This is a genomic window from Agromyces sp. NPDC029043, from assembly GCF_055564615.1.
Genome location: NZ_JBVHVX010000005.1, coordinates 164319 through 187462, shown reverse-complemented (window position 1 = coordinate 187462; position 23144 = coordinate 164319). Strand labels below are relative to the sequence as shown.

Annotated in this window: 20 protein-coding genes; 9 read left to right on the top strand and 11 right to left on the bottom strand. The window is 71.7% G+C overall.

Going from position 1 to position 23144, the window contains the following annotated elements; all coding sequences use genetic code 11:
• Positions 1-60 precede the first annotated feature (60 nt).
• Complete coding sequence (locus ACZ4TW_RS09050; protein ID WP_465542202.1) at positions 61-1404, bottom strand: Gfo/Idh/MocA family protein; 1344 nt, start codon at positions 1402-1404, stop codon at positions 61-63.
• Between the two features lie 215 nt (positions 1405-1619).
• Here ACZ4TW_RS09050 and ACZ4TW_RS09045 point away from each other — a divergent pair, with 215 nt between their 5' ends.
• The 4 genes from ACZ4TW_RS09045 to ACZ4TW_RS09030 all read left to right on the top strand — a co-directional run bounded on the left by ACZ4TW_RS09045 (position 1620) and on the right by ACZ4TW_RS09030 (position 6306).
• On the top strand, positions 1620-2663 hold the full coding sequence (locus ACZ4TW_RS09045; protein ID WP_465542200.1) for a LacI family DNA-binding transcriptional regulator: 1044 nt from the start codon (positions 1620-1622) through the stop codon (positions 2661-2663).
• Between the two features lie 310 nt (positions 2664-2973).
• A complete protein-coding gene (locus tag ACZ4TW_RS09040; RefSeq protein ID WP_465542324.1) occupies positions 2974-4158 on the top strand; it encodes a Gfo/Idh/MocA family protein in 1185 nt (394 codons plus the stop codon).
• A gap of 1 nt (position 4159) precedes the next feature.
• Positions 4160-5419 (top strand): DUF993 family protein, encoded by a 1260-nt coding sequence (locus tag ACZ4TW_RS09035; RefSeq protein ID WP_465542199.1) that lies wholly within the window; start codon positions 4160-4162, stop codon positions 5417-5419.
• Positions 5416-6306: a sugar phosphate isomerase/epimerase family protein gene (locus tag ACZ4TW_RS09030; protein WP_465542197.1), complete on the top strand. Its 891-nt coding sequence runs from the start codon at positions 5416-5418 to the stop codon at positions 6304-6306. Before ACZ4TW_RS09035 ends, ACZ4TW_RS09030 begins: the two co-directional genes overlap by 4 nt.
• Positions 6307-6321: 15 nt before the next feature.
• Here the strand turns inward: ACZ4TW_RS09030 and ACZ4TW_RS09025 are convergent, their stop codons facing one another.
• The gene (locus ACZ4TW_RS09025; protein ID WP_465542195.1) at positions 6322-7656 is read right to left on the bottom strand and encodes a DUF1254 domain-containing protein; all 1335 of its coding nucleotides are present in this window, start codon (positions 7654-7656) and stop codon (positions 6322-6324) included.
• A gap of 57 nt (positions 7657-7713) precedes the next feature.
• Entirely contained in the window at positions 7714-9483 is a 1770-nt protein-coding gene (locus tag ACZ4TW_RS09020) for an ABC transporter ATP-binding protein (protein ID WP_465542193.1), read from the bottom strand.
• A gap of 210 nt (positions 9484-9693) precedes the next feature.
• Between ACZ4TW_RS09020 and ACZ4TW_RS09015 the strand changes: the two genes are divergently transcribed.
• The 4 genes from ACZ4TW_RS09015 (at position 9694) to ACZ4TW_RS09000 (ending at position 14395) form a co-directional block, all read left to right on the top strand.
• Entirely contained in the window at positions 9694-10767 is a 1074-nt protein-coding gene (locus tag ACZ4TW_RS09015; RefSeq protein ID WP_465542191.1) for a sugar ABC transporter substrate-binding protein, read from the top strand.
• 148 nt (positions 10768-10915) lie between these two features.
• A complete protein-coding gene (locus tag ACZ4TW_RS09010) occupies positions 10916-11668 on the top strand; it encodes an ATP-binding cassette domain-containing protein (protein ID WP_465542189.1) in 753 nt (250 codons plus the stop codon).
• Positions 11665-12948: a sugar ABC transporter permease gene (locus ACZ4TW_RS09005; RefSeq protein WP_465542188.1), complete on the top strand. Its 1284-nt coding sequence runs from the start codon at positions 11665-11667 to the stop codon at positions 12946-12948. Before ACZ4TW_RS09010 ends, ACZ4TW_RS09005 begins: the two co-directional genes overlap by 4 nt.
• Before the next feature lie 40 nt (positions 12949-12988).
• Positions 12989-14395 carry a GNAT family N-acetyltransferase gene (locus ACZ4TW_RS09000; RefSeq protein ID WP_465542186.1) on the top strand — a complete coding sequence of 469 codons (1407 nt, stop codon included), beginning with the start codon at positions 12989-12991 and terminating at the stop codon, positions 14393-14395.
• A gap of 10 nt (positions 14396-14405) precedes the next feature.
• On the opposite strand, the gene ACZ4TW_RS08995 is transcribed toward ACZ4TW_RS09000, so the two are convergent.
• From ACZ4TW_RS08995 to ACZ4TW_RS08980, 4 genes are all read right to left on the bottom strand, one after another.
• On the bottom strand, positions 14406-15539 hold the full coding sequence (locus ACZ4TW_RS08995) for an AI-2E family transporter (protein WP_465542185.1): 1134 nt from the start codon (positions 15537-15539) through the stop codon (positions 14406-14408).
• Positions 15540-15644: 105 nt separating this feature from the next.
• Positions 15645-16922 (bottom strand): serine/threonine-protein kinase, encoded by a 1278-nt coding sequence (locus tag ACZ4TW_RS08990; protein WP_465542183.1) that lies wholly within the window; start codon positions 16920-16922, stop codon positions 15645-15647.
• Between the two features lie 226 nt (positions 16923-17148).
• Positions 17149-17688, bottom strand: a complete 540-nt coding sequence (locus ACZ4TW_RS08985; protein WP_465542182.1) for a MarR family winged helix-turn-helix transcriptional regulator — start codon at positions 17686-17688, stop codon at positions 17149-17151.
• A gap of 35 nt (positions 17689-17723) precedes the next feature.
• Positions 17724-18473, bottom strand: coding sequence for an NUDIX hydrolase (locus tag ACZ4TW_RS08980; RefSeq protein ID WP_465542180.1), 750 nt, complete (start codon positions 18471-18473; stop codon positions 17724-17726).
• 76 nt (positions 18474-18549) lie between these two features.
• Between ACZ4TW_RS08980 and ACZ4TW_RS08975 the strand changes: the two genes are divergently transcribed.
• Positions 18550-19335, top strand: a complete 786-nt coding sequence (locus ACZ4TW_RS08975; RefSeq protein WP_465542323.1) for an MBL fold metallo-hydrolase — start codon at positions 18550-18552, stop codon at positions 19333-19335.
• Between the two features lie 89 nt (positions 19336-19424).
• On the opposite strand, the gene ACZ4TW_RS08970 is transcribed toward ACZ4TW_RS08975, so the two are convergent.
• The 4 genes from ACZ4TW_RS08970 to ACZ4TW_RS08955 all read right to left on the bottom strand — a co-directional run bounded on the left by ACZ4TW_RS08970 (position 19425) and on the right by ACZ4TW_RS08955 (position 23065).
• Positions 19425-20231 carry a TerC family protein gene (locus ACZ4TW_RS08970; protein WP_465542178.1) on the bottom strand — a complete coding sequence of 269 codons (807 nt, stop codon included), beginning with the start codon at positions 20229-20231 and terminating at the stop codon, positions 19425-19427.
• A gap of 81 nt (positions 20232-20312) precedes the next feature.
• Positions 20313-21866: a lipase maturation factor family protein gene (locus ACZ4TW_RS08965; protein WP_465542176.1), complete on the bottom strand. Its 1554-nt coding sequence runs from the start codon at positions 21864-21866 to the stop codon at positions 20313-20315.
• Between the two features lie 79 nt (positions 21867-21945).
• A complete protein-coding gene (locus ACZ4TW_RS08960) occupies positions 21946-22335 on the bottom strand; it encodes a hypothetical protein (protein WP_465542174.1) in 390 nt (129 codons plus the stop codon).
• A 154-nt stretch (positions 22336-22489) separates the two neighbouring features.
• Positions 22490-23065, bottom strand: coding sequence for an NADPH-dependent F420 reductase (locus ACZ4TW_RS08955; RefSeq protein ID WP_465542172.1), 576 nt, complete (start codon positions 23063-23065; stop codon positions 22490-22492).
• Positions 23066-23144: the final 79 nt, after the last annotated feature.

Below are 23144 nucleotides of genomic sequence, written 5' to 3'. Positions count from 1 at the left end.
GTGCCGCGGCCGTGGGGCCGAAAGGCCCTCCGTGGCGCGCCGGCGCCCTCGGGCGCGCGTTCAGACGCCGAGATCGAGGTCGGCGATGCGCACGGGCTCGCCGGTCTCGAGCGAGCGGTTGCCCGCGATGCCCACCGACACCGCGCGCACGCCGTCGGCGTAGCCGGCGACGCGGCCGAGGGGCGCATCATCCGTCACCCGGTCGAAGACATGGCGCAGCAGGTACGCGTCGCCGCCGCCGTGACTGCCGATGCCCTCGGGGATCTCGACGACCTCCGCGGCCTCCCAGTGCCGCTGCAGCACGAGCCGCTCGCTGTCGGGACGCACCTCGTCGACCGCCGAATGATCGGGATGCATGCTGGGGTCGACGACCACGCGTCCGTCGTCGCCGATGAGGACGGCGCCGCGCTCGACGACTTCGAGCTCGGCGCGACCCTCGGTGCCGTTGACGGTCACGCGATAGCCCTCCCACGGTGCGTGCGCGTTGAGCGAGTAGCTGAGCGTGGCGCCGCTGTCGTAGTCGACGAGCGCGGCGAGGTTGTCCTCGATGGTGATGCCCGGGTCGAACACGTCGCGGTCGCGGAGGTAGCCGTCGTGGTGCTCCTGGTCGAGGTAGAGCTCCTTCAGGCGCGCGTCGCCCGCGAGGTCGAGCGCGAACGGGTCGCCGGTCGTGCCCGTGCCGCGCGCCGGCCGATCGCCCAGCCCGCGCGCCGCGGCGTTCTCGGCGCCGTAGAATCGCAGGCCGCCGCTCGCGAAGACGCGCACCGGGGCCGCGGCGATCCACCAGTTGACGAGGTCGAAGTGGTGCGACGCCTTGTGGATGAACAGTCCGCCCGAGTTGGCCTTCTCGCGGTGCCATCGGCGGAAGTAGTCGGCGCCGTGCACCGTGTCGAGCGCCCACTCGAAGTGCACGCTCGTCACCTGCCCGATCCGTCCGTCGGCGATCACGCGGCGGAGCGTCGAGTTGCGCGGACTGTAGCGGTAGTTGAAGGTCGTGATGACCTCGCGGCCGGTCTCGGCGATGGCGGCGCCGATGCGTCGCACGCTCTCGGCGTCGATCGTGAGGGGCTTCTCGACGACGACATCGGCGCCCGCGCGAAGCGAGCGCACGATGTAGTCGGCGTGCGTGAAGTCGGGCGTCGTGATGATGACGCGGTCGACGCGCTCGTCGGCGATCATGCGCTCGAGGTCGTCGGTCGCGTATCGGGCCGGTGCCGGATGTCCGGCCGCCACGACCTCGCGCTCGTACACGTCGAGCCGCCCGGGGTTCACATCGCTCCACGCGATGAGCTCGGCGGCGGCCGGAACGTGCTCGGCGCCGAGTACGGTGCCGGTGAGCGCGCCGACGTACATTCCTGCGCGACTGCCCGTACCGATGAGGCCGTACCGTTCGCGCTGCACCATCGCCTGCTCCACTCGTCGTACGGTTGAGAAAGCGATTTCCCGTCAAGCTGCGCTCGGAGGCGTCATCCGCGTCCGAGCGCTGGGAAAGCGCTATCTCGCTGCGGTACTATTTGTACCACCGCCGGCGGCGGGCGGCCAAACCTCCCGGGCGAGCGTCGACCCGGGGAGTAGCATCGGAGCGCCCCACGCAGGCGCCACTGACCACCGGAGGACGCATGAGCGGCGACGCAGCCCCCACCACGCGGAGCGCCCCGGCGACGCTGCACGACGTCGCCCGCGAGGCCGGCGTCTCGCTCGCGACCGCGTCCCGCTCGCTCAACGGCAGCACCCGCAAGGTCAACGAGGAGTACCGGCAGCGCGTGCTCGCGGCCGCAGCGAAGCTCAACTACTCCCCCAACCTCTCGGCGCAGGCCGTGGCACGCGGCACCACCACCACGGTGGCGCTGCTCGTCGCCGACATCGCCGACCCCTACTTCTCGCAGATCGCCGCAGGCGTGGTGCGCGAGGCCGACCGCGAACGGCTCATCGTCACGATGGCCGCCACCGAGCGCGACACCGAGCGCGAGCTCGAACTCGTGCGCACGCTCCGTGGCCAGCGTCCGCGCATCATGATCCTGGCGGCGTCCCGCCGCGAGGGCGACCCGAACAACGAGGCGCTCGAGGCCGAGCTCCGAGCGTTCGAGTCGAACGGCGGGCAGGTCGCCTTCGTGAGCAGCACCGACCTGCCGTTCCGCGCCGTCCAACTCGACAACCGCGCCGGCGCCGAGGCGCTCGCGCGCGAACTCACCGGCCTCGGCTACCGCCGCTTCGCCGCCATCACCGGCGCCGAGGGCATCCGCACCGCCGACGAGCGGCTCGCGGGGTTCCGCGCCGGACTCGAGGCCACCGGCGGCACGCTCGAGCGCGTCGTGCGCCCGGAGTTCACGCGCGACGGCGGCTACGACGGCATGACGCAACTCATCGACGCCGGACTCGACGGCATCGAACTCGTCTTCGCCGCGAACGACGTCATGGCCGTGGGCGCGATGTCGGCGCTGCGCGACGCGGGCCTGATCCCGGGCGCGGATGTCGCGGTCGCCGGCTTCGACGACGTGCCCACCGTGCGCGACGTCACGCCCGCACTCACCACCGTGCGCATCCCGCTCGAGGAGGTCGGCCGGCGCGCCCTCCGCCTCGCACTCGGCGAGGCGACCGCCGAGGATGAGGCGCCGGTGCACACCGAGGTGGTCGTGCGCGACTCGACGCCGCCCCGTGGCTGACCCGCGCCGTAGCTGACGCCGCGGCGTCGGCGCCGCGCTGCCCCGCGCCATCCGGTCCCCACCTTGCCGCCCGAATCCCGCCGTTCCGCGGGTGCACCCGCATGAACCCGGAATTCGCGGCCCTGGAGGGATCGGGGCCACCCAACGCCTGACGCGAAACGAAGTGTTGCGCAACCGGCGAAGCGTCCCGTACACTCGGGTAAACGCTTTCCCGCAGCGGTGCGGCGGCCGAGTCCGACGCCCCGCTCCCGGCCCGAAGAGGAACACCACCGTGGCAGACACGACGACCCCGAAGACCATCGGCATCATCATGAACGGCGTGTCCGGCCGCATGGGATACCGCCAGCACCTCGTGCGCTCGATCCTCGCGATCCGCGAGCAGGGCGGCGTCGAGCTGAGCGACGGCACGCGCGTCCAGGTCGAGCCGCTCCTCGTCGGCCGCAGCGAGGCCAAGCTCGCCGAGCTCGCCGCCAAGCACGACCTCGAGCACTGGACCACCGACCTCGACGCCGCGCTCGCCGACGACCGCTGGCAGATCTACTCCGACTTCCTCGTCACGAAGGCCCGCGCCGCCGCCCTCAAGAAGGCGATCGCGGCCGGCAAAGCCATCTACACCGAGAAGCCGACCGCCGAGTCCTTCGAGGAGGCGCTCGAGCTCGCGCGGCTCGCGCAGGAGGCCGGCGTCAAGAACGGCGTCGTGCACGACAAGCTCTACCTCCCCGGCCTGCAGAAGCTCAAGCGCCTCATCGACAGCGGCTTCTTCGGCCGCATCCTGAGCGTGCGCGGCGAGTTCGGCTACTGGGTGTTCGAGGGCGACTGGCAGCCCGCCCAGCGCCCGAGCTGGAACTACCGCGCGGAAGACGGCGGCGGCATCATCGTCGACATGTTCCCGCACTGGAACTACGTGCTCGAGAACCTCTTCGGCCGCGTGGAGTCGGTCTACGCCAAGGCGGTCACCGAGATCCCCGAGCGCGTCGACGAGCGCGGCGAGCGCTACCAGGCGACGGCGGATGACGCGGCCTACGCGATCTTCGAGCTCGAGGGCGGCATCACCGCCCAGCTGAACTCGAGCTGGACGACGCGCGTCAACCGCGACGAGCTCGTCGAGTTCCAGGTCGACGGCACGCACGGCTCGGCCGTGGTCGGCCTGTTCGGCTGCAAGATCCAACCGCGCAACGCGACGCCGAAGCCGGTCTGGAACCCCGACCTCGCCGACGAGCACGACTACGCGACCGACTGGATCGAGAGCCCCGGCAACCGCGACTTCCAGAACGGCTTCAAGGAGCAGTGGGAGGAGTTCATCCGCCACGTCGTCGAGGACGCCCCGAACCACTACGACTTCCTCGCCGGCGCGCGCGGCGTGCTCCTCGCCGAGGAGGGCCTGCGCTCGAACGCCGAGGGCCGTCGCATCGACATCCCGGTCGTGGCGCTCGACGGTCCCGTCGAGACGGTCCAGGTCCCCGGCGACGCCTCCGAGCTCACGGGAGCGCGTTGACATGACCGCCCTCACCCTCCTCGATGCGGATGGCGCGACTCGCGCGGTCGCGCTGGCTCCCGCGCCATCCTTCTCGAAGCCGCGTCGCCCGCTCCAGTCGCGCGTCGCCTACGCCGCCGCGCACGTGGTGCCGAAGGCGCATGCCGACAACACGCCGGATCAGCCGGCCGAGATCGACTGGGACGCGACCCTCGCCTTCCGCCACCACGTGTGGTCGTGGGGCCTCGGCGTCGCCGACGCCATGGACACCGCGCAGCGCAACATGGGCCTCGATGCGGCCGCGACGCGCGAACTCATCTCCCGCAGCGCCGCCGAGGCGGCGTCGGCGGGCGGAAACCTCGTCGTCGGCGTGAATACGGACCATGTCGGCGACGAGTCCATCTCCCTCGAGCGGGTGATCGACGCCTACAAGCAGCAGCTGCACCACGCCGAGGACGCCGGGGCCGGAGCGGTGCTCATGGCGAGCCGGCACCTCGCGCGCGCCGCGCAGAACGCCGACGACTACCGTCGCGTGTATCGCGAGGTCCTCTCTGCTGCGAGCGCCCCTGTCGTGCTGCACTGGCTCGGCACGGCGTTCGACCCCGCGCTGGAGGGCTATTTCGGGTCGACCGACACGGATGCCGCTGCCAGTACGATGCTGCAGGTCATCGAGGCGAGCCGCGACAAGGTGCAGGGCGTCAAGATGAGCCTGCTCGACGACGCGGCCGAGGTCGCGGTGCGCCGCCGCCTGCCCGATTCGGCTCGGATGTTCACGGGCGACGACTTCCACTACGTCGGCCTGATCGAGGGCGATGCCGAGGGGCACTCCGACGCGCTGCTCGGCGCGTTCGCGGCGCTGGCACCGAACGCGTCGGCCGCGATCCAGGCGCTCGACGCCGACGACGCCGACGCCTACCGAGCCATCCTCGGCCCGACCGAGGAGCTCTCGCGGCAGGTCTTCGCCGCGCCGACGTATTACTACAAGACCGGCGTGGCGTTCGTGTCGTGGCTGAACGGCCACCAGCCCGCGTTCCAGATGGTCGGCGGGCTGCACGCCGCCCGCAGCCTGCCGCACCTGTCTCGCATCGTCGAGCTCGCGAACGCCTCGGGCGCGCTCGAGCGGCCCGAGCTCGCCGCCGCCCGCTGGCACGAACTGCTCACCATCAACGGCGTCGACGTGACGGCCGCCCGCCCGACGGGCACCGAGGCGACGGATGCCGCGTCCGCGGCGCCCACGGCCGCGGCCGCGCCTGCCCGGCCCGAGGTGGGGGTCCCCGCATGAGCGCGCACCCGCGTCTGTCCCTGAACCAGGCGACGATCAAGCACGCGTCGCTCCAGGAGGCCCTCGACGTCACGGCCGGCGGCGGCTACGGCGCGATCGGCCTGTGGCGCGAGCCCGTGGCCGAGGTCGGCCTCGCCGAGGCATCCGCTCGCCTGGCCGACTCGGGGCTGCGCTTCACGAGTCTCTGCCGTGGCGGCTTCTTCACGATGCCCGAGGGACCCGCACGGCGCGCGTCGATCGACGACAACCGCCGCGCGATCGAGGAAGCCGCGACGCTCGCGGCTGCGGGCGCCGACGGCTCGACCGCCGTGCTGGTGCTCGTCGCGGGGGGCATCCCCGACGGCTCGACCGACCTCATCGGCGCTCGCGCGCGCGTCGCCGACGCGCTCGCCGAGCTCGCGCCCGACGCCGAGGCGGCCGGCGTGCAGCTCTCCATCGAGCCGCTGCACCCGATGTACGTCTCCGACCGGGCCGTGGTGTCGACGCTGAAGCAGGCGCTCGACCTCGCCGAGCCGTTCGCTCCCGAGGTGGTGGGCGTCGAGGTCGACACGTTCCACATCTGGTGGGACCCGGAGTCGCTCGACCAGATCGCGCGCGCCGGCCGCGAGGGTCGGATCGCGAACTACCAGGTGTGCGACTGGAAGGCGCCGCTGCCCGCCGACGTGCTGCTCGCCCGCCACTACCCCGGCGACGGGGTGATCGACTTCGCGTCGTTCACGCGGGCCGTGGAGGCGACCGGCTACGACCGCGACATCGAGGTCGAGCTCTTCAACGCCGACATCTGGGCCGCGCCGTTCGCCGACGTGGTCGCCCGGACCGCGGCATCCTTCGACACGGTCGTCGCCCCGCACCTCGCCCCCGCCCGCGCCGCGGCCCCCGCGCGCTGACCCACGCCGCGCGGCTCAGTCGAGCCGCGTGATCGCGGGCAGCCGGTACGTGCCGTCGAGCACCTCGGCGCGCGGCTGGTAGATGCGCACCATCGGCCGGAAGTCGCCGTCGGGCGTCGGCAGCCAGTTCGCCGCCGCGGCCTCGTCGGACGGGCGCTCGCGCTGCATCCGGATCACCAGCGACCCGTCGGTACCGCGTACGAGACCCGGCGTGCGGTCGCCGATCGAGTAGCGGTCGATGGGGTTCGCCACGAGCAGGAAGTCGGGCATCGAGTACATCGTGATCGACCAGAAGGCGTCGGCGGGCGGCTCCTCGTCGAGACGCAGCTCGTAGGCGTGCGCGCCGTTGAGCTGACGCCCGTCGGCGTCGACGAAGACCTCGCCGTAGACGGCCTCGTAGCCGTGGTTGCCCCAGAGTCCGTTGCGGGCCGATCGCGCCCGCGTCTCGTACGCCCGCTCGCGGTCGGCGATGCGCCACTCGGGCGAGTCGATCGTGCCGATGCCGAAGTGGTCGAGGTTGTAGTCGAACGCATGCACGAGCAGGTTCCACCCGTTCACGGCCGTCGCCGGATCGGGGCGCGAGAGCTCCTCGATGCGGTTGCGACCTTCGGCGGTGGCGTGCGCGAGGTGGGCGTCGAGCTCGCGGGAGACCATGCCATAGGGGTTGGCCCGGTCGGTGAGGCCGTACGCCGCGAAGCGACGCAGGTACTCGCGGTCGCCCGCGGCGGGCGGGAAGGCCTGGCTCCAGACGCGCATGAGCTCCCACGGCCGCAGGTGCTCGGGGAGCTCGGCGATGTGTCCGCGCGGGATTCCGCGGAGCGGCCCGTTGCCGGGAAGCGGCTCGAGCCCGAGTCCCTCCTCGATCCGCTGCACGCGCGGCAGGTCGTCGTGGCCGTCGACCGCGAGGCGCCCGACGATCGCCGCGACGTCGGTGGGCGACTCGATCACGCGCGCGCCCTCGGGCGCCGAGCCCGCCCATCCGGGCGGGACGACGAGGAACTCCGCCTCGGCCGTGCCCGTCGCGCGACGCCCGACGTACGCGAAGTTGTTGGTCCACGCGTCGACGAACTGCAGCACGTAGTACGCGCCGTCCGTGTCGGGCACGTGCAGGCGGACGGGCCCGCCCGACAGGTCGAGGAATGCGATCGCGTAGATCGTGTCGTTGTTGACGCTCACGAACGCGTCGTCGGGCGTCGCGAGCCGTGGTGCGAACGCGAAGCGGTTCCATCCGGGTGCCGGCAGCGCCTCGCCCATGCCGTGCTCGGCGATCGCCTGGATCGAGGAGAGGTTGTAGACGAGCGGATACCCGAAGACGTAACCGTCGACGAGTATGCGGTCGGTCCAGTCCATTCGGCACCCCCGGGCTCACCGGGCTCGCGCCGAGCCCGTCCCGTCAGGCTACCGAGGTCACGCCGATTGCACGCGATGCAGTTCGGCGTACCGACCGCCCGCGGCGACGAGTTCGTCGTGCGACCCGGTCTCGACGACGCGTCCGCCTTGGAGCACGACGATGCGGTCGGCCGAGCGGATGGTGCTGAGCCGGTGCGCGACGACGAGGGTCGTGCGTCCGCGCATGAGCCTGGCCAGTGCGTCCTTGACCTTCGCCTCGGATTCGGGGTCGAGCGCGCTCGTCGCCTCGTCGAGCAGCAGCACGCGCGGGTCGCGCACGAGCGCGCGGGCGATCGAGAGCCGCTGCCGCTGCCCGCCCGAGAGGCGCGCGCCGCGCTCGCCGACGACGGTGTCCCATCCCTGCGGCTGCGCCTCGACGATCTCGAGGGCGTTGGCGTCGCGGAGTGCCCGGAGCACGCGCTCGTCGCCGACCTCGCCGAGTCCGTAGACGATGTTCTCGCGGATGGTGCCCTCGAACAGCACCGACTCCTGGGGTACGACCGAGACGAACCGGCGGAACGTGCGCAGGTCGAGCTCTTCCATGTCGACGCCGTCGAGCAGGACCCGCCCGCGGGTGGGCCGCAGGAAACCGAGCACGAGGTTGAGCAGCGTCGACTTGCCGGAACCCGAGGGGCCGACGAACGCGACGGTCTCGCCGGGACGGATGTCGAGGTCGACGTCGTCGAGCGCGGGGGGCTCGCCGAACTCGTAGCGCACCTCGGCGCCCTCGAGCCGGATGCCGCCGACGACCGCGTCGACCGGTCGCTTGCCGGCGTTGAACTCGAGGTCGGGCTCCTCGAGCACCTCGGCGATCGAGCGGATCGACTCGGTGCCGCGAGCGATGATCGGCAGCAGCATGAGCAGCCCGGTCGCGGCCTGCGTGAGGAGCGCGAAGTAGGAGCTCAGCAGCACGACCTGGCCGGCCGTGATGGGCAGCCAGCCGCTGACGGAGATCCAGGCGGCGAGCACGAGGCAGCCGACGCCGAGCAGCTGCAGGCTCACCCACGACAGCGACGCGAAGCGCCCGTTCAGCAGGTCGAGCTGGAAGCCGGCCTGCCGCACGCCGTCGGCGCCGCGCGCGACCCGGCCGACCGCGACGTGCTCGAGCCCGTGCGCGCGGGTGATGGGCAGCAGGGTCGCCATCTCGCCGACGCGCGCAGAGAACTGCTCGACCTCGCGCCGGAAGGACTCGTTGCGCTGGCGGCTGCGGCGGTTCAGGATGGCGCGCAGCGCGACCGCGAGCGGGATCGCGAGCGCGTAGACCGGCAGGAACTGCGGCACGTTGATCGCGGTCATCACGATGGCGCCGATGAGCACCATGGTCGCGGAGAGCAGCGGGTGGGCGGTCTGCTGCAGCATGACCTCGACGTTCTCGACGTCGCGGACGACCTTGGTCTGCACGATCGCGGAGTTGGCCCGCGTGTGGAAGCCGATCGAGAGCGTCTGGAGCCGTGACGCGAGCGCGTTGCGCAGGTCGCGCCCGATGTCGCGCACGGCGCCCATGAACAGGCGCGTGTAGGCGACGTGGTTGGGGTAGTTCTGCAGCAGCGCGACGACCGCGATCGCGGCCCAGAGGGCGAGCGAGCCGACCGGTCCTCCGGCGACCACGACATCGATGATCTCGGCGGTCACGACGGGCATGAGCCAGAGCGGGGTGTCCTTGAGGGCGAAGAAGGCGACGGATGCCGCGACCCGGCCGCGGTGCATGGCGAGCAGTCGCAGCACCGACCTCGCCGGGCTGCGGCCGTCGACGGCTCGCTCGATTCGGGAAAGCGTTTGCCGAGTCACTCGTCCATTGTGCCGCCCTCCGGGCGCGCGCGCCATCCCCTTCGGGTGCCCCCCGAACGTGGGAGCGCTCTCCGCCAGTGATCACGGGAGTTACGGAAGCGTTACCAACTCGTATTGGGGCGCCACACCCGCGGGAGGATCATGGCAGTGCCACCGCCGACGAAGACGGTGACACCCGGAGGGGTCGACCTCACCTTGTAGGGGAGAGACATGAGAACGACATCCGTGATCTCCGCCGCCGCGATCGCCGGTGCTTCGGCACTCCTGCTGGCGGCCTGTGCGGGAGGCGACGGCGGCGGTGGCGATGAGGGTGGTGGCGGCGAGGCTGCGGCCCGCGCATGCGTCATCCTGCCTGATGCCGCATCGTCGCCGCGATGGGAGAACTTCGACCGCAAGTACCTCGAGGAGGGCCTCACGGAGGCCGGCTTCGAGACCGACATCCAGAACGCGCAGGGCGACACCAGCAAGTACGCGACGATCGCCGACCAGCAGCTCAGCAAGGGCTGCGGCGTGATGCTGCTCGTCGACTACAACGGCGCCGGCGCTGCGGTCGCCGAGCAGGCCAAGGCCGAGGGCATCCCGGTCATCGCATACGACCGCTCGATCGAAGGCGCCGACTACTACGTGTCGTTCGACAACGTCGAGGTCGGACGGCTCGAGGGCCAGTCGATCCTCGATGGCCTCGCCGCCGCGGGCAAGAACCCGGCCGAGGCCGTCGTCGTGTACATGGGCGGCGACCCGTCCGACAACAACGCCAAGATGTTCCACGACGGGGCCGTCGAGGTCATGGAGGCCGAAGGCATCACCCCGGCCGCCGAGCCGCCGGGCGTGTGGGACGGCGACAAGTCCGCGACGAACTTCGAGCAGGCGCTGACCTCGCTCGGCGGGAAGGTCGACGCGGTGTGGGCCGCCAACGACACGAACGCCGCGGGCGTCATCACGATCCTCGACAAGAACAACCTCGTGGTTCCGGTCTCCGGCCAGGACGCGTCGATCGCGGGCCTGCAGAACGTGCTGCTCGGCAAGCAGACCGCCACGGTCTACAAGCCGGTCAAGCTTGAGGCCGACGCCGCGGTCGAGCTGGCGGTCCAGCTGCTGAACGGGGAGACGCCGGAGGATCCCGGCCTGGAAGACCCGTACGGCACGCCGTACTTCGCGGTCACGCCGCAGCTCGTGGGTCCCGAGGAGGTCATCGACGTCGTCGAGGCCGGCGACGCCGACCCGGCCGAGCTCTGCCAGGGCGAGGTCGCGGCCAAGTGCGACGAGTACGGCATCGAGTACTAGTCGTCCCTCTGGTCGCCCCGCGCGACCGCACCAGCAGCGGTCCCGGTCCGCGCGACATCGTCGTCGCGGTCCGGGACCGCTCGACCACTCCCATTCGCGGGCGACGAGTGCCACGCTGGGAACCGACGACGTCGTCGAGAGGATGCACATGAACGCGCCCATCATCGAACTGACCGGGGTGGTGAAGAGCTTCGGCCCCGTGAGCGTGCTCAAGGGGGTCGACATGAAGGCGTACCCGGGCAAGGTGACCGCGCTGGTCGGCGACAACGGCGCCGGGAAGTCGACCCTGATCAAGGGCCTCGCGGGGGTGCAGCCCTACGACGCCGGCGAGGTGCGGTTCGACGGCCAGCCGGTGACCCTGCACACGCCCCGCGACGCGGCCCGACTCGGCATCGAGGTGGTGTACCAGGACCTCGCGCTGTGCGACAACCTCGACATCGTGCAGAACATGTTCCTCGGCCGCGAGGAGACGGAGTTCGGCACGTTCGACGAGGGCCGCATGGAGAAGGAGGCGTCCGACACCCTGCGGTCGCTGTCGGTGCGCACCGTCAAATCGGTGCGGCAGCGGGTGTCCAGCCTCTCCGGAGGGCAGCGGCAGACGGTCGCGATCGCCCGCGCCGTGCTGAAGAAGGCCCGCGTGGTGATCCTCGACGAACCGACCGCCGCCCTGGGTGTCGCCCAGACCGAGCAGGTGCTGCACCTCGTGCAGCGCCTGGCCGAGCAGGGCGTCGCGGTCATCATCATCAGCCACAACCTCGCCGACGTGTTCGCGGTCGCCGACCACATCGACGTGCTCTACCTCGGGCAGATGGTCGCCTCGCTCGAGGCCGACACGACCACGCGTGACGACGTCGTCGGCTACATCACCGGCACCAAGACGCAGCAGGGGGCGAGCGCATGAGCACCCAGAAGGCGTCACCGGCGATCGAACCGTCGGTGACCGAGATCCCGGCCGACCTGATCGGCTCCGGTCAGGAGGGCTCGGTCGCCGACCAGGCGCGCGCGTACCTCCAGCGGCTGCGCCACGGCGACATGGGCGCCCTGCCCGCGGTGGCGGGGTTCGTGGTCCTCATGATCCTGTTCAGCTTCCTGAGCCCGTTCTTCCTGACCGAGCGGAACTTCGCGAACCTCCTCACCCAGGCGGCGACGCTCGTCATGCTCGGCATGGCGCTGGTGTTCGTCCTGCTCCTCGGCGAGATCGACCTGTCGGCCGGCGTCACCTCCGGCATGACGATGGCCCTGTTCATCGTGCTCGTGAACGTGCACGGTTTCGCCTGGCCGGTCGCGCTCGCAATCGCGTTCGCAGTCGGCATCCTCACGGGAACGTTCATCGGGTTCTTCGTCGCCAGGGTCGGCATCCCATCGTTCGTGGTCACGCTCGGCCTGTTCCTCGGCTACCAGGGCGTGACGCTGATGATCATCGGCGCCGGCGGCCTGTACCGGGTGCAGATCCCCGAGATCCGCGCGATCCAGAACGCCAACATGCCGGTCTGGGCCGGGTGGGCCATGCTCGGCGTGATCATCGCCGTGTCCGCCGCGACCTCGTTCTGGGACCGCGCCCGCCGCACGCGCGCCGGCGTCGCCAACCGCACCGTCGCGCTCGTGTGGATCAAGCTCGGCGTCATCGCCGTCCTCGGCGGCGCGGCGATCGCCATCCTGTCCCGCAACCGCGGCCAATCCGTGGGCGTCGTCGAGGGCGTCCCGATCGTGGTGCCGATCGTGCTGCTCATCCTCTGGATCGGCACGTTCGTGCTCGACCGCACGAAGTACGGCCGCTACCTCTACGCCATCGGCGGCAACGCCGAGGCCGCCCGCCGATCCGGCGTGAAGGTCATGCTGATCCGATGGACCGCGTTCATCTGCTGCTCGACCCTCGCCGTCGTCTCCGGCCTGTTCTCGATCAGCAAGGTCGGCTCCGTCGACGCCGCCGCCGGCCGCGAGATCGTACTCTCCGGCGTCGCTGCGGCGGTCGTCGGCGGTGTGAGCCTCTTCGGAGGTCGCGGCCGGCTCCTGCACGCCGCCATCGGCGCCCTCGTGATCGCCGTGATCACCAACGGCCTGGGCCTGCTCAACCTCCCTGCCGGCGTCAACCTCATGGTCACCGGCGGCGTCCTCATCCTCGCGGCGACCGTCGACGCGGTCTCTCGAGTCCGCGCGGGAGGCTCCATCCTGCGCACCTGAGCATGCGATCCGGCGGCGCGGGCGTCGGTAGGCTGGATCGATGTCGTTCGAACCGCGCTCCCTCCCGATCGACCCCGATGCGAAGGCCGCGCTGGCCGCCAAGAGCCTCGACTACCGCCTCCTCGACCCCGGCGACCTCGATTCGCTCGACGCGTGGATCGAGGCCGACCATCGCGGCTTCCACCACGCTCGGCCGCGCGACGTGGGCCGCGACTACGACCGGCGCGTGATGTCCGAGCGTCGCGTGCACGGGGTCTACGACGACACGATCCCCGATCCTGCGGTGCCCGTCGGCACCGTCTCGAGCTGGCCGGCCGGGCTCAGCGTCCCGGGCGGGCGCAGCGTCGACGGCTGGGCGGTCAGCTCCGTCACGGTCTCGCCCACCCACCGCCGTCGGGGCATCGCCCGTGCGCTCATGGAGGCCGAGCTGGCCACCGCCAAGCGAGCGGGCGCCGCCGTGGCGATGCTCACCGCCACCGAGGCCACGATCTACGGCAGGTTCGGCTACGCACCCGCGGCGAAGGCCGCCACGATCGAGATCGAGCGCCGGCGGGCGCACTGGATCGGACCCGACGCACCGGGGCGAGTCCACTTCGTCGACGTGAGCGTCCTGCGCGAGCAGGCGGCGGCCATCTCACGGCGCGCGGTGGCACGCACGCCCGGCGAGATCGACCGGTGGTCGGGGGCGCTCGACCGCATGCTCGGCCTCGTCGACGCCGACTCCGACGCGTCGCGCTCGCTCCGGGCCCTCCGATACGACGACGAGCACGGGCAGCCGCAGGGCTTCGCGACCTTCCGCGTCACGCGCGAGCCCAACCAGCCCGGCTGGGCCGAGTTCGACGTGCTCGCCGCTGCGACCGACGACGCCGAGCGGGCGCTCTGGCGCGTGCTCGTCGAGCAGGACTTCGTGACCGGCGTGCGCGGGCTCCTGCGATCGATCGACGAGCCGCTGGAGTGGCTGCTCGAGGACCCCCGGGCCGTGACCGTGAAGGATGTCACCGACCACCTCTGGGTGCGCGTGGTCGACGCCGCGGCCGCGCTCGGTGCGCGCCGCTACGGCGCCGCGGGCGAGCTGGTGCTCGACATCGTCGACCCGCTCGGCTATGCCGCCGGTCGCTTCACGCTGCTCGCCTCTGCAGACGGTCGCGCGGTGGTGCACTCGCCCCGACCCGACGGCGAGCCCGCCGACCCCGCGCCCAAGCGCGAGCGGTCCCGCGCCCGCGCCTCCGAGGGCGAGCCGGCCGGATCCCGCTCGGCGTCGCGGGCCGCCGCCCCGCGATCCATGCGGCTGCACGTGCGCGACCTCGCGTCGATCTACCTCGGCGGCGTGCGTCCGTCGGTGCTCGCGCGCGCCGGCCGCATCACCGAGGCCTCCGCCGGGGCGCTCGAGCTCGCCGACCGCATGTTCGCGTCGCCCCGCACGCCGCACCTCAGCATCTGGTTCTGACGCGCCGCGCTCACGCGGCATCCTGCCGGGGGAAGATCACCTTCTCCACGATGATGATGAGCGACGCGGCGATGGGGATGGCGACCAGTGCGCCCAGCACGCCGCCGAGCGTGCCGCCGGCGACGGCCGCGATCACGACGAGCGCGCCCGGCACCGAGACGGCCCGGCTCATGATGCGCGGACTGAGCACGTAGGCCTCGACCTGCATGTAGATCAGGTAGTAGATCGCGGCCGCCGCACCGGTCGCCGGCGATGCCGCGAAGCTGAAGAGCGTGATGATCACGGCGCCCGTCAGCGTACCGATGAGCGGCACGAGCGAGCCGAGGAAGGCGATGAAGGCGAGCAGGATGGGGGCGGGCGCCCCGATGATCGACAGGTAGATCAGGCTCAGCACGCCGTTGATCGACGCGAGGCTGACCTGGCCGATCACGTAGCGGCCCACCGAGCCCGTGATCTCCTCCGACACGTCGATGAAGCCGTTGCGCGAGGACGCCGGCACGAACCGCGCCGCGTAGCGCTTCATCGAGTCGAGCGAGGCGAGGAAGTACAGCGTCAGGATGAGCACGATCGTCGCCCCGGTCAGCCCGCCCGCGATGCCGGCGCCCACGGCGAGGATGCCGCCCGTCAGCGCGCCGATGTTCTGCGGGTCGCCGAGCCAGTCGCCGATCGAGGCGATGCCGTCCTCGATCCAGGTGGTGCCGCCGGCGATCGAGCTGATCCACGCGACGAGGTCGCTGTTCGCGGCATTCTCGACGATCTGGTCCCAGTCCTCGACGATGGTGGTCACCTGCTCGACCACGAGCGGCACGATCGTCGCGAGCAGGGCGATGAACAGGCCGATCACGAAGAGGAAGACGATGAGGATGGCGACCCAGCGCGCCATCCCGCGCCGCTGCAGCCAGCTCACGACCGGGTCGAGGCCGAGCGCGAGGAACAGCGCGAGCGCGATGTAGAGGATGACGGTGCTGAGCTGGCCCACGATGCCCCCGAGGAACACCGCGAGGAGCACGCCGACCGCCCCGACGAACCCCATCCGGAACGCCCGCACGCGGACCTCGGGGGCCCTCGAGTTCGCCTCGGCGGTGACCTCGGCGCGCACGGGCGGTTCGGGCTGCCGGACCGCTCCGGCGACACGTCTCCACATGATCGCGACGCTACGCGTGCGGCGGTGTGCCCGACGGTCGGCGCGCCGCGCCGCCCGCCAACCCGGGCATCTCACACCGCCGACGGGCGGAGCGGGCCCGGCGGCTCAGGGCAGGATCCCGCCGACGCCGAGGCCGATCAGCACGGCGACGCCGACGCCCAGAGCGCCGACGACCATGCCGCCGAGGCCGAAGAGGATCCGCTTCCGGGACGCCGCGGGGTCGTCGGTGCGCGCCCACGTGGGCACACGGCCCTTGCGCGCGTGCGTCTCGACGATCATCGTGCGGATGATGTCGCGCATCGTGCTCGCGACGTCGTGCGCATTCGGGCGCACCGCAGGGTCGTCGGCGGTCATGGCACCGAGCAGGGCCCGCCACTCCGGCGAAAGCGACTCGGGGATCTCGGGCGAGCGGTGCAGGCGGGCGAGGGCGGCCTCGATGGGCGTGCCGGCGTACTCGCGCTCGCCCTTGAGGGACTCGAGCAGCACGAGCCCGAGCGAGTAGATGTCGGTCGCCGCCGTGACATCCTCGCCGCGGGCCTGCTCGGGCGAGATGTACGCGGCCGTGCCCATGATCGTGCCATGCCCCGTCAGGCGGGTGCCGTCGACGAACTGCGCGACGCCGAAGTCGGCGAGGCGGGTCATGAGGGTGTAGCCGAAGGTGGGCGTCTCGTCGATGAGGATGTTCTCGGGCTTGATGTCGCGGTGGATCACGCCTCGGCCGTGGACGTAGCTCAGCACATCGGCCACCTGGGCCCCGATGTCGGCGACCTGGCGCGGCTTGAGCCGTCCCTCCTGGATGCGGTGCGCGAGCGAGAGCCCCTCGACGAGCTCCATGACGAGGTAGCGCCGCTCGACTCCGGCGTGCATGAGGCGCCCGGCATCGTAGACGGGCACCAGCCCGACGTGGCTCAGCCCGCTCAGCAGGTTGATCTCGCGCTCGCGCCGTTGGCGATCGGAGACCGACTCGTCGGCGTCGCGGAACAGCTTGACGGCGACGTGGCGCCCGAGCTCGTTGTCGCGGGCGCGATACACGTCGGCCATGCCGCCGGAGCCGATGTGCTCGAGGAACTCGTAGCGGGGCGGCGGCTCATGGAGCGCCTCGCCCGGCGAGAGGGGATCGGACGCCGCGGCCTGACCGGCCTCGCCGGGGGCGGGGACCACCGGCATGGCGCGCGGGTCGCCGCGCAGGCTTGGATCGGTGCGGACGCTCGGGTCGGTTCGGACGCTCGGGTCGGCGGACGCGGCGGGATCGGCGATCGCTCCGGGTCCGGTACGTCGCGCCGGGTCGGGTCGGAGCGTGGGGTCGGTGCTGACTCCGACGCCGACGACGCCCGGCAGCCCGAGGGGCGCGGGCTGGCCCTCGGGGGACGACGACTCGCGCATGGCGGCCTCTTCTCTTCGGTCGGGGGAGACCGATTCCGCGCACCCGATCAGGGGCTGGGGTGCGTCATTTCGCTAGTTTATCTAACTAGTAGTCCGTGGTATCCGTCAATGCGAGCAAGTCTTCCGAATCCGGATACCCGCAGACAAGGCCCCACCGCAGGGGTTGACAGGGGGCGCACATACTTGCAGCCCGGACAGCAATGCCTGATGGCGGCGGAAGTCGGGCTCAGGTCAACGAGCGGGCCGGCTCGCCGGCCTGGACCCGCATGTCGGGCTTCGCCTCGCTCACGCTGTCCACGGCGTCCCGCATCCGCTCGAGGAACGCGAGCACCGTCACGGCCTCGTCGGGTTCGAGCTCTTCGGCGACGTCGATCATCCGGCGGTGCATCTCGCCGAGGGTCGCTCGGACCTCGTCGTCGCTCGCGATGGTGGGGGCGATCACGAGGGCCCGGCGGTCCGTCGGATGCGGTCGCCGCTCGACATGACCGCTGCGGACGAGGCGATCGATGAGCACGGTCGTCGACGCCGACGAGATGCCCAGGTGTGCCGCGAGGTCCTTCGGGCTCACCGAACCCCCCTCGCCCTCGCGCTTGAGCAGGAAGCGGATGGCCAGCAGGTCGGTCTCCCCCATGCGCATCGCGGATCGGGTGCGCCGCCGCATCGCCGCCTCGGCGGCGCGGTAGTCGCGCAGAGCATTGAGGACCGCCACGCCCCGACGCGTGCGATCGGCGGAATACCAGTACCCCGAAGATCGCTCGCCAGTCATCCCAGTGATACTACACGACCTTGTTACTAGACCATCTAGGGATCGTTCAGCGAACCGCGGTTCGCTGAACGATCCGGCCCGGAAGCCGAGAACGTGCGGACGTAGACCCACGGGCGGCGGTCCATCAGGAGCCGGTGACGCGGGCCGGCATCGGGTCCGCCGCCCTCGGACCCGAGCCGGGGCGCCGGCGCGAAGTCCTCGTCCTCCTGCCACAGGAGCATGCCGCGATCCTCGCTGAACCGGCCGACGTACGCCCGCACCTCGCCGGACCGCAGCGCATCGAGCGCCTCGTCGACGGATGCCGCGTCGACCAGGCCGTGCAGCGTGACCCACGTGGGCGGGAACAGCGTCATCGCTCCCCCGGCGTGCCGCTCGAGCGCGTCGGCCGGGCGGAGCCATTCGACGGCCACGAGTTCGTCGATCGCGGCCACGGGCTCGCCCTCGGGCGCGCGGGCGGCGAAGAACCGCGTGCGCATCCGCTTCGGCACGCCCTCGGGCGGGCTCCACACGGCGAACTCCACGAGGGCATCGGGGTCGACTTCGAGCCCCACCTCCTCGACGGTCTCCCGCACCGCGGCCCGGCGCGCGGCGGCGGTCGAGTCGCGCGGTTCGCCCGCGGCATCCTCGTCGTCGACCGCGCCGCCGGGGAACACCCACGCGCCCGCGAACGACCCGCGGTCGTGCGGTCGTTCGCCCAGGAGCACCTCGACTCCGCCGGCCCCGTCGCGCAGCAGGACGACGGTCGCGGCCGATCCGACGGAGGAGGGTGCGGCGTCGCGATCCATGCCGCCAGCCTATGCCGCTCGGTACACTGCCGAGGTGGCCGAGACCGCCGACGCTTCCCCGCCGCCTCATGGCGTGATGCTGGTCCGCGCGCCCAATCCCGGACCGATGACCCTCGACGGAACCAACTCGTGGGTGCTCCGCGGCCGGGGCGCGCATGCGTCGGTCGTGATCGACCCGGGCCCGACGGATGCCGCGCACCTCGCGCGCCTCGCCGAGGGCGGCGTCGAGCTCGTGCTCATCACGCATCGCCATCCCGACCACACGGAGGCGGTCGACGCGTTCGCGCAGCTCACGGGCGCGCCGGTCCGAGCCGTGGATCCCGCCTGGTGCCGCGGCGCCGACCCGCTCGCCGACGGCGAGCGCATCGCCGCCGGCGGCGTCTCGCTCGAGGTGCTCGCGACGCCCGGCCACACGTCGGACTCGGCGTGCTTCGCCCTCGCGGGAACGGGGAATACAGACGGCGCGGATGGCGCCGGCGCCGGCTCCGGTCGGGCGCCCGGCGCGGTGTTCACCGGCGACACCGTGCTCGGCCGCGGCACCACGATCATCGCCCACCCCGACGGCGCGCTCGGCCCGTACCTCGACTCGCTCGAGCGGCTGCGGGCGCTCGGCGCCGGGCACCCGGTCGCCGTCCTGCCGGGGCATGGGCCGGTGCTCCCCGACCTCGCCGCGATCTGCGACGCCTACCTCGCGCACCGTGCCGACCGGCTCGACCAGATCCGCGGCGCGCTCGCGCGCCTGGGCGCCGACGCGACCGCCGAGGCCGTGACCGACGACGTGTACGCCGACGTCGACCGGTCGGTGCGCGGCGCCGCCGAGGCATCCGTTCGCGCGCAGCTCGAGTACCTGCGCGCGCGCTGAGACGGCGAGGGGGGGGGGGGGGGGGGGCCGCCCCCCCCCCCCCCCCCCCCCCCCCCCCCCCCCCCCCCCCCCCCCCCCCACGCCGACCGTCACTCGACCGGCTGCGCCTCCTTCACGGTGCCCGTGTCGTCGACGTACTGCTGGTGCAGGTGCACGGGCTCGACGGCCCGGGCGCCGGCGCGCTTCTTCCGTCGCGCGGCGGCAGCCAGGTTCAGCGCCTCGACGAAGATCGCGAACGCCATCGGCACGTAGATGAGGGCCTTGTCGATCTTGATCCCGAACCCGTCGGCCACGAGGAACACGCCGATGAGCAGGAGGAACGACAGCGCGAGCATCTTCACGGTGGGGTGCTTGTTGACGAACGTGAAGATGTACCGCGCGGCGACGAGCATGAGGCCGAACGAGAGCACGACGACCGCGATGATCACGATCATGTTCTCGGTCATGCCGACCGCGGTGATGACGGAGTCGAGGGAGAACACGAGGTCGAGCGCGAGGATCTGCGCGATCACCGCGCCGAACGTGGCGGTGCCGGCGCCCGTCGCGTGCTCCTCCTCGCCCTCGAGCTTGTGGTGGATCTCGGTGACGGCCTTGTAGACGAGGAAGATGCCGCCGGCGATGAGGATCAGGTCGCGACCCGAGAAGCCCATGCCCCACAGCTCGAACAGGTCCTCCTTGAGCGTGATGATCCAGGCCGCGGCGAACACCAGGCCCACGCGCATGAGCATCGCGAGCGTGAGGCCCAGGTTGCGCGCCCTCGCCTGCTGCTCGACGGGCAGCTTCGACGCGAGGATCGAGATGAAGATGACGTTGTCGACGCCGAGCACGACCTCGAGCACGAACAGGGTCAGGAACACGACCAGCAGATCGGGCGTGAACTCGAGAGAGAAGTCCATGCCGACCATTCTCCCGGAGGAATCCCGACCACCCGTGCACGCGCGTGCACGCCGGGTCGGCTCCGGCCCGACCGCCGCGGACTAGTCTCGCGACGACGTGGGCGCGAGCATGATCGGCGGGATGGGCGTGCCGAGCGGATGGCGCATCCAGACGTTCCCCGTCCGCCGATGCTCCTCCCGCGTCGCGAACGTGTACAGCTCGGTGCGCGCACGGACGGCGACCGGACGCTCGCCGTGGAACGGGTCGTGGGCGAGCAGCCGCAGCGTCGCGGCATCCGCTTCGAGCAGCTGCTCGAGGAACCGCAGGAACCACTCCTCGTGGATGCGCCCGAGCGGGAGGAACCACATCAGCCAGTCGAGGCGCAGGTGGTACGGCGCGTACTGGCGCGGGATGCGCTTCGCGTCGCCCGGCTTGCCCTTGAACAGGTACTCGCGCCACGCCGCGTCGGGCAGGCGCGGGTCGTCGGCCGTGCCCTCGACGACCACCTCGACGCGCTGCCGGGTGACGGTTCCGAACGCGCCGTAGGCGTTGACGAGCATGAACCGGTCGAACGAGGCGTTCATGAGCTGTCGCTTCGAGAAGAGGTTCATGAGCGGATGGCGGCTGAGCCAGAGGATGAGCGCCGTGACGAGGAGCACGATCGCGATCCACCACGGGGGGCTCGCGGCATCCGCGGGGGTCTGGATCGCCTCCAGCGGCACCCACGGCAGCAGCCACTGGACCGCGGCGTCGCCGACGGCGCCGAACGCGAGCACGATCGTGATCCAGTTGAGCCACGCGAAGTTGCCCGTGATGACGAGCCAGAGCTGGGTCGCGATGATGATCGCGGCGGCGATGGTGCGCACGGGTTGCGGCGCGAAGAGCAGGAACGGCACGACGAGCTGCGCGAAGTGGTTGCCCAGCACCTCGAACCGGTGGAACCACTTCGGCAGCAGGTGCGCCTGGCGGCTGAGCGGCCCGGGCATGGGCTGGGTCTCGTGGTGGTAGTACAGCGCGGTGAGGTCCCGCCACTCGGGGCCCCCGCGGATCTTGATCATCCCGGCACCGAACTCGAGCCGGAAGACGAGCCACCACACGAGCACAATCGTGGGCAACGGGGGCGGCACGTCGCGCGAGCCGAGGAACGCCATCAGGAACCCGGCCTCGCAGAGCAGCATCTCCCAGCCGAAGCCGTAGAACGTCTGTCCGACGCTCGCGATCGACAGGTACAGGCCCCAGAGGGCGAGGAACACGAGCATCGGCGCCCATGGCGGGCCGAGCTGCGGCAGCCCGACGACGACGGATGCCGCGAGCACGAGGCCCGCCACGCAGACGCCGACCAGCTTCGCGTCGCTGTAGCCCCAGCGGCGGAAGATCGTGGGGCCGAGGTACCCGCGCCGACGCGTGCGGCGCCAGAGGCCGACCTTCTCGCCGGAGCGCCGTTCACGTTCGCGGAGCCGATCCTCGGCGCCGCGGACCGCGTCGAGCAGGTCGGGCACGGGGAGCAGGCCGCGCTCGCCGAGCAGCGGGCGGAACTGGTTCAGCGTCGACAGGAACGCGACCAGGAACAGCGCGGCGATGCCGCGCTGGAGCACCTCGCGCGCGAGGTCGGAATCGCGTGCGTCGAACCACGAGAACCAGGAGCCCCAGTCCACGTCGTCACGCTAACCCCGGCGAGGGCCGCGGGCGCAGGCCGAACGGCCCGCGCCCGCCAGGTCGGTCACGGACCCGTCGTCAGGCCGGCGGGTTCGCCGGATCGACGGTCTCGATCGTCTCCTGCTCGACGGCGTTGTCGGCTTCGAGGTCGTTCGCGTCGGGACCGGGGTCGGTGTCGGCACGGCCGCCGGGAGCCGGCTCGGGGCCCGTGTCGCCCACGCCGCCGGCAGCGGTCTGCTCGGCGTCGGCCGCTTCGCGGTCGGCCGTGTCGGGATCGAGGATCGCGTCCCCGTGGCTGCCGCCCGCGCTGTCGCTCATCGAGCCGCCGCCCATCGTTCCTCCGGAGTCGATCATGCTTCCGCCGCCCATCGTGTTGATCGTGCCGGTCAGTCCCGGCGAGTCCTCATTGAGGTCCCCCGCGGGTGGGAGTCGGTCCTCGTCCTCCCACGGGTTCAGCGGGTCGCCCATGTGTGCGTGCCTCCTCTGCGAGTCGCGTTGCCTTCGATGACTCCACGTTGCTCCGAGTGCACCGGGGCGTCAACGGGTTGACACCCCGAGACGCCGACGCGCCCCGGGCCGGATGGCTCGGGGCGCGTCGTGCGCACGCGTGAAGGTCGTCGGATCAGGCCACGAGGGCGACGCCGGCGTTCCAGCCGACCTTCTCCTGCACGGCGAGCGTGAGCTGGAGGAACCCGATCGACTCGAGCTCGCGCGCGCGGGCGAGCCGGCCCGCGTCGACGGCGTCGACGCCGCCGGCGCGCACGACGTCGATGAGCGCCTGCTTGGCGAGCTCGTCGTCACCCGCCACGAGCACGGTCGTGGGCTGCGCGCCGCCGACGTTCTTCGAGGCGAGGGTGGCGGCGAAGTTGGTGTTGAAGGCCTTGAGCACGCGCGACTCGGGCAGCTTCGCGGCGAGCTCGGCGGCCGACGACGCGTCGGCGGGCACGACGAGCGAGTCGAAGGTCTCGAAGTCCAGCGGGTTGGTGATGTCGACGACGACCTTGCCGGCGAGCTGCTCGCGGCGCGCCTCGACGATCTCGGCTACCGAGGGGTACGGGACGGCGAGGATCACGAGGTCGCCCGTGACCTGCTCGGAGGCGTCGCGGCCGACGAACTCGACGGTGTTTCCACCCGCTGCCACGATGCCGCCGATGGCGGTGCCCATGTTGCCGTTTCCGATGATGCTGACGGTCGTCATGATGTCCTCTCCGCGCCGCTCGGCGCGATTACTTGTAGCGACAACTAACACTCTAGCGGCATTCAGTTGTCGCGTCAAC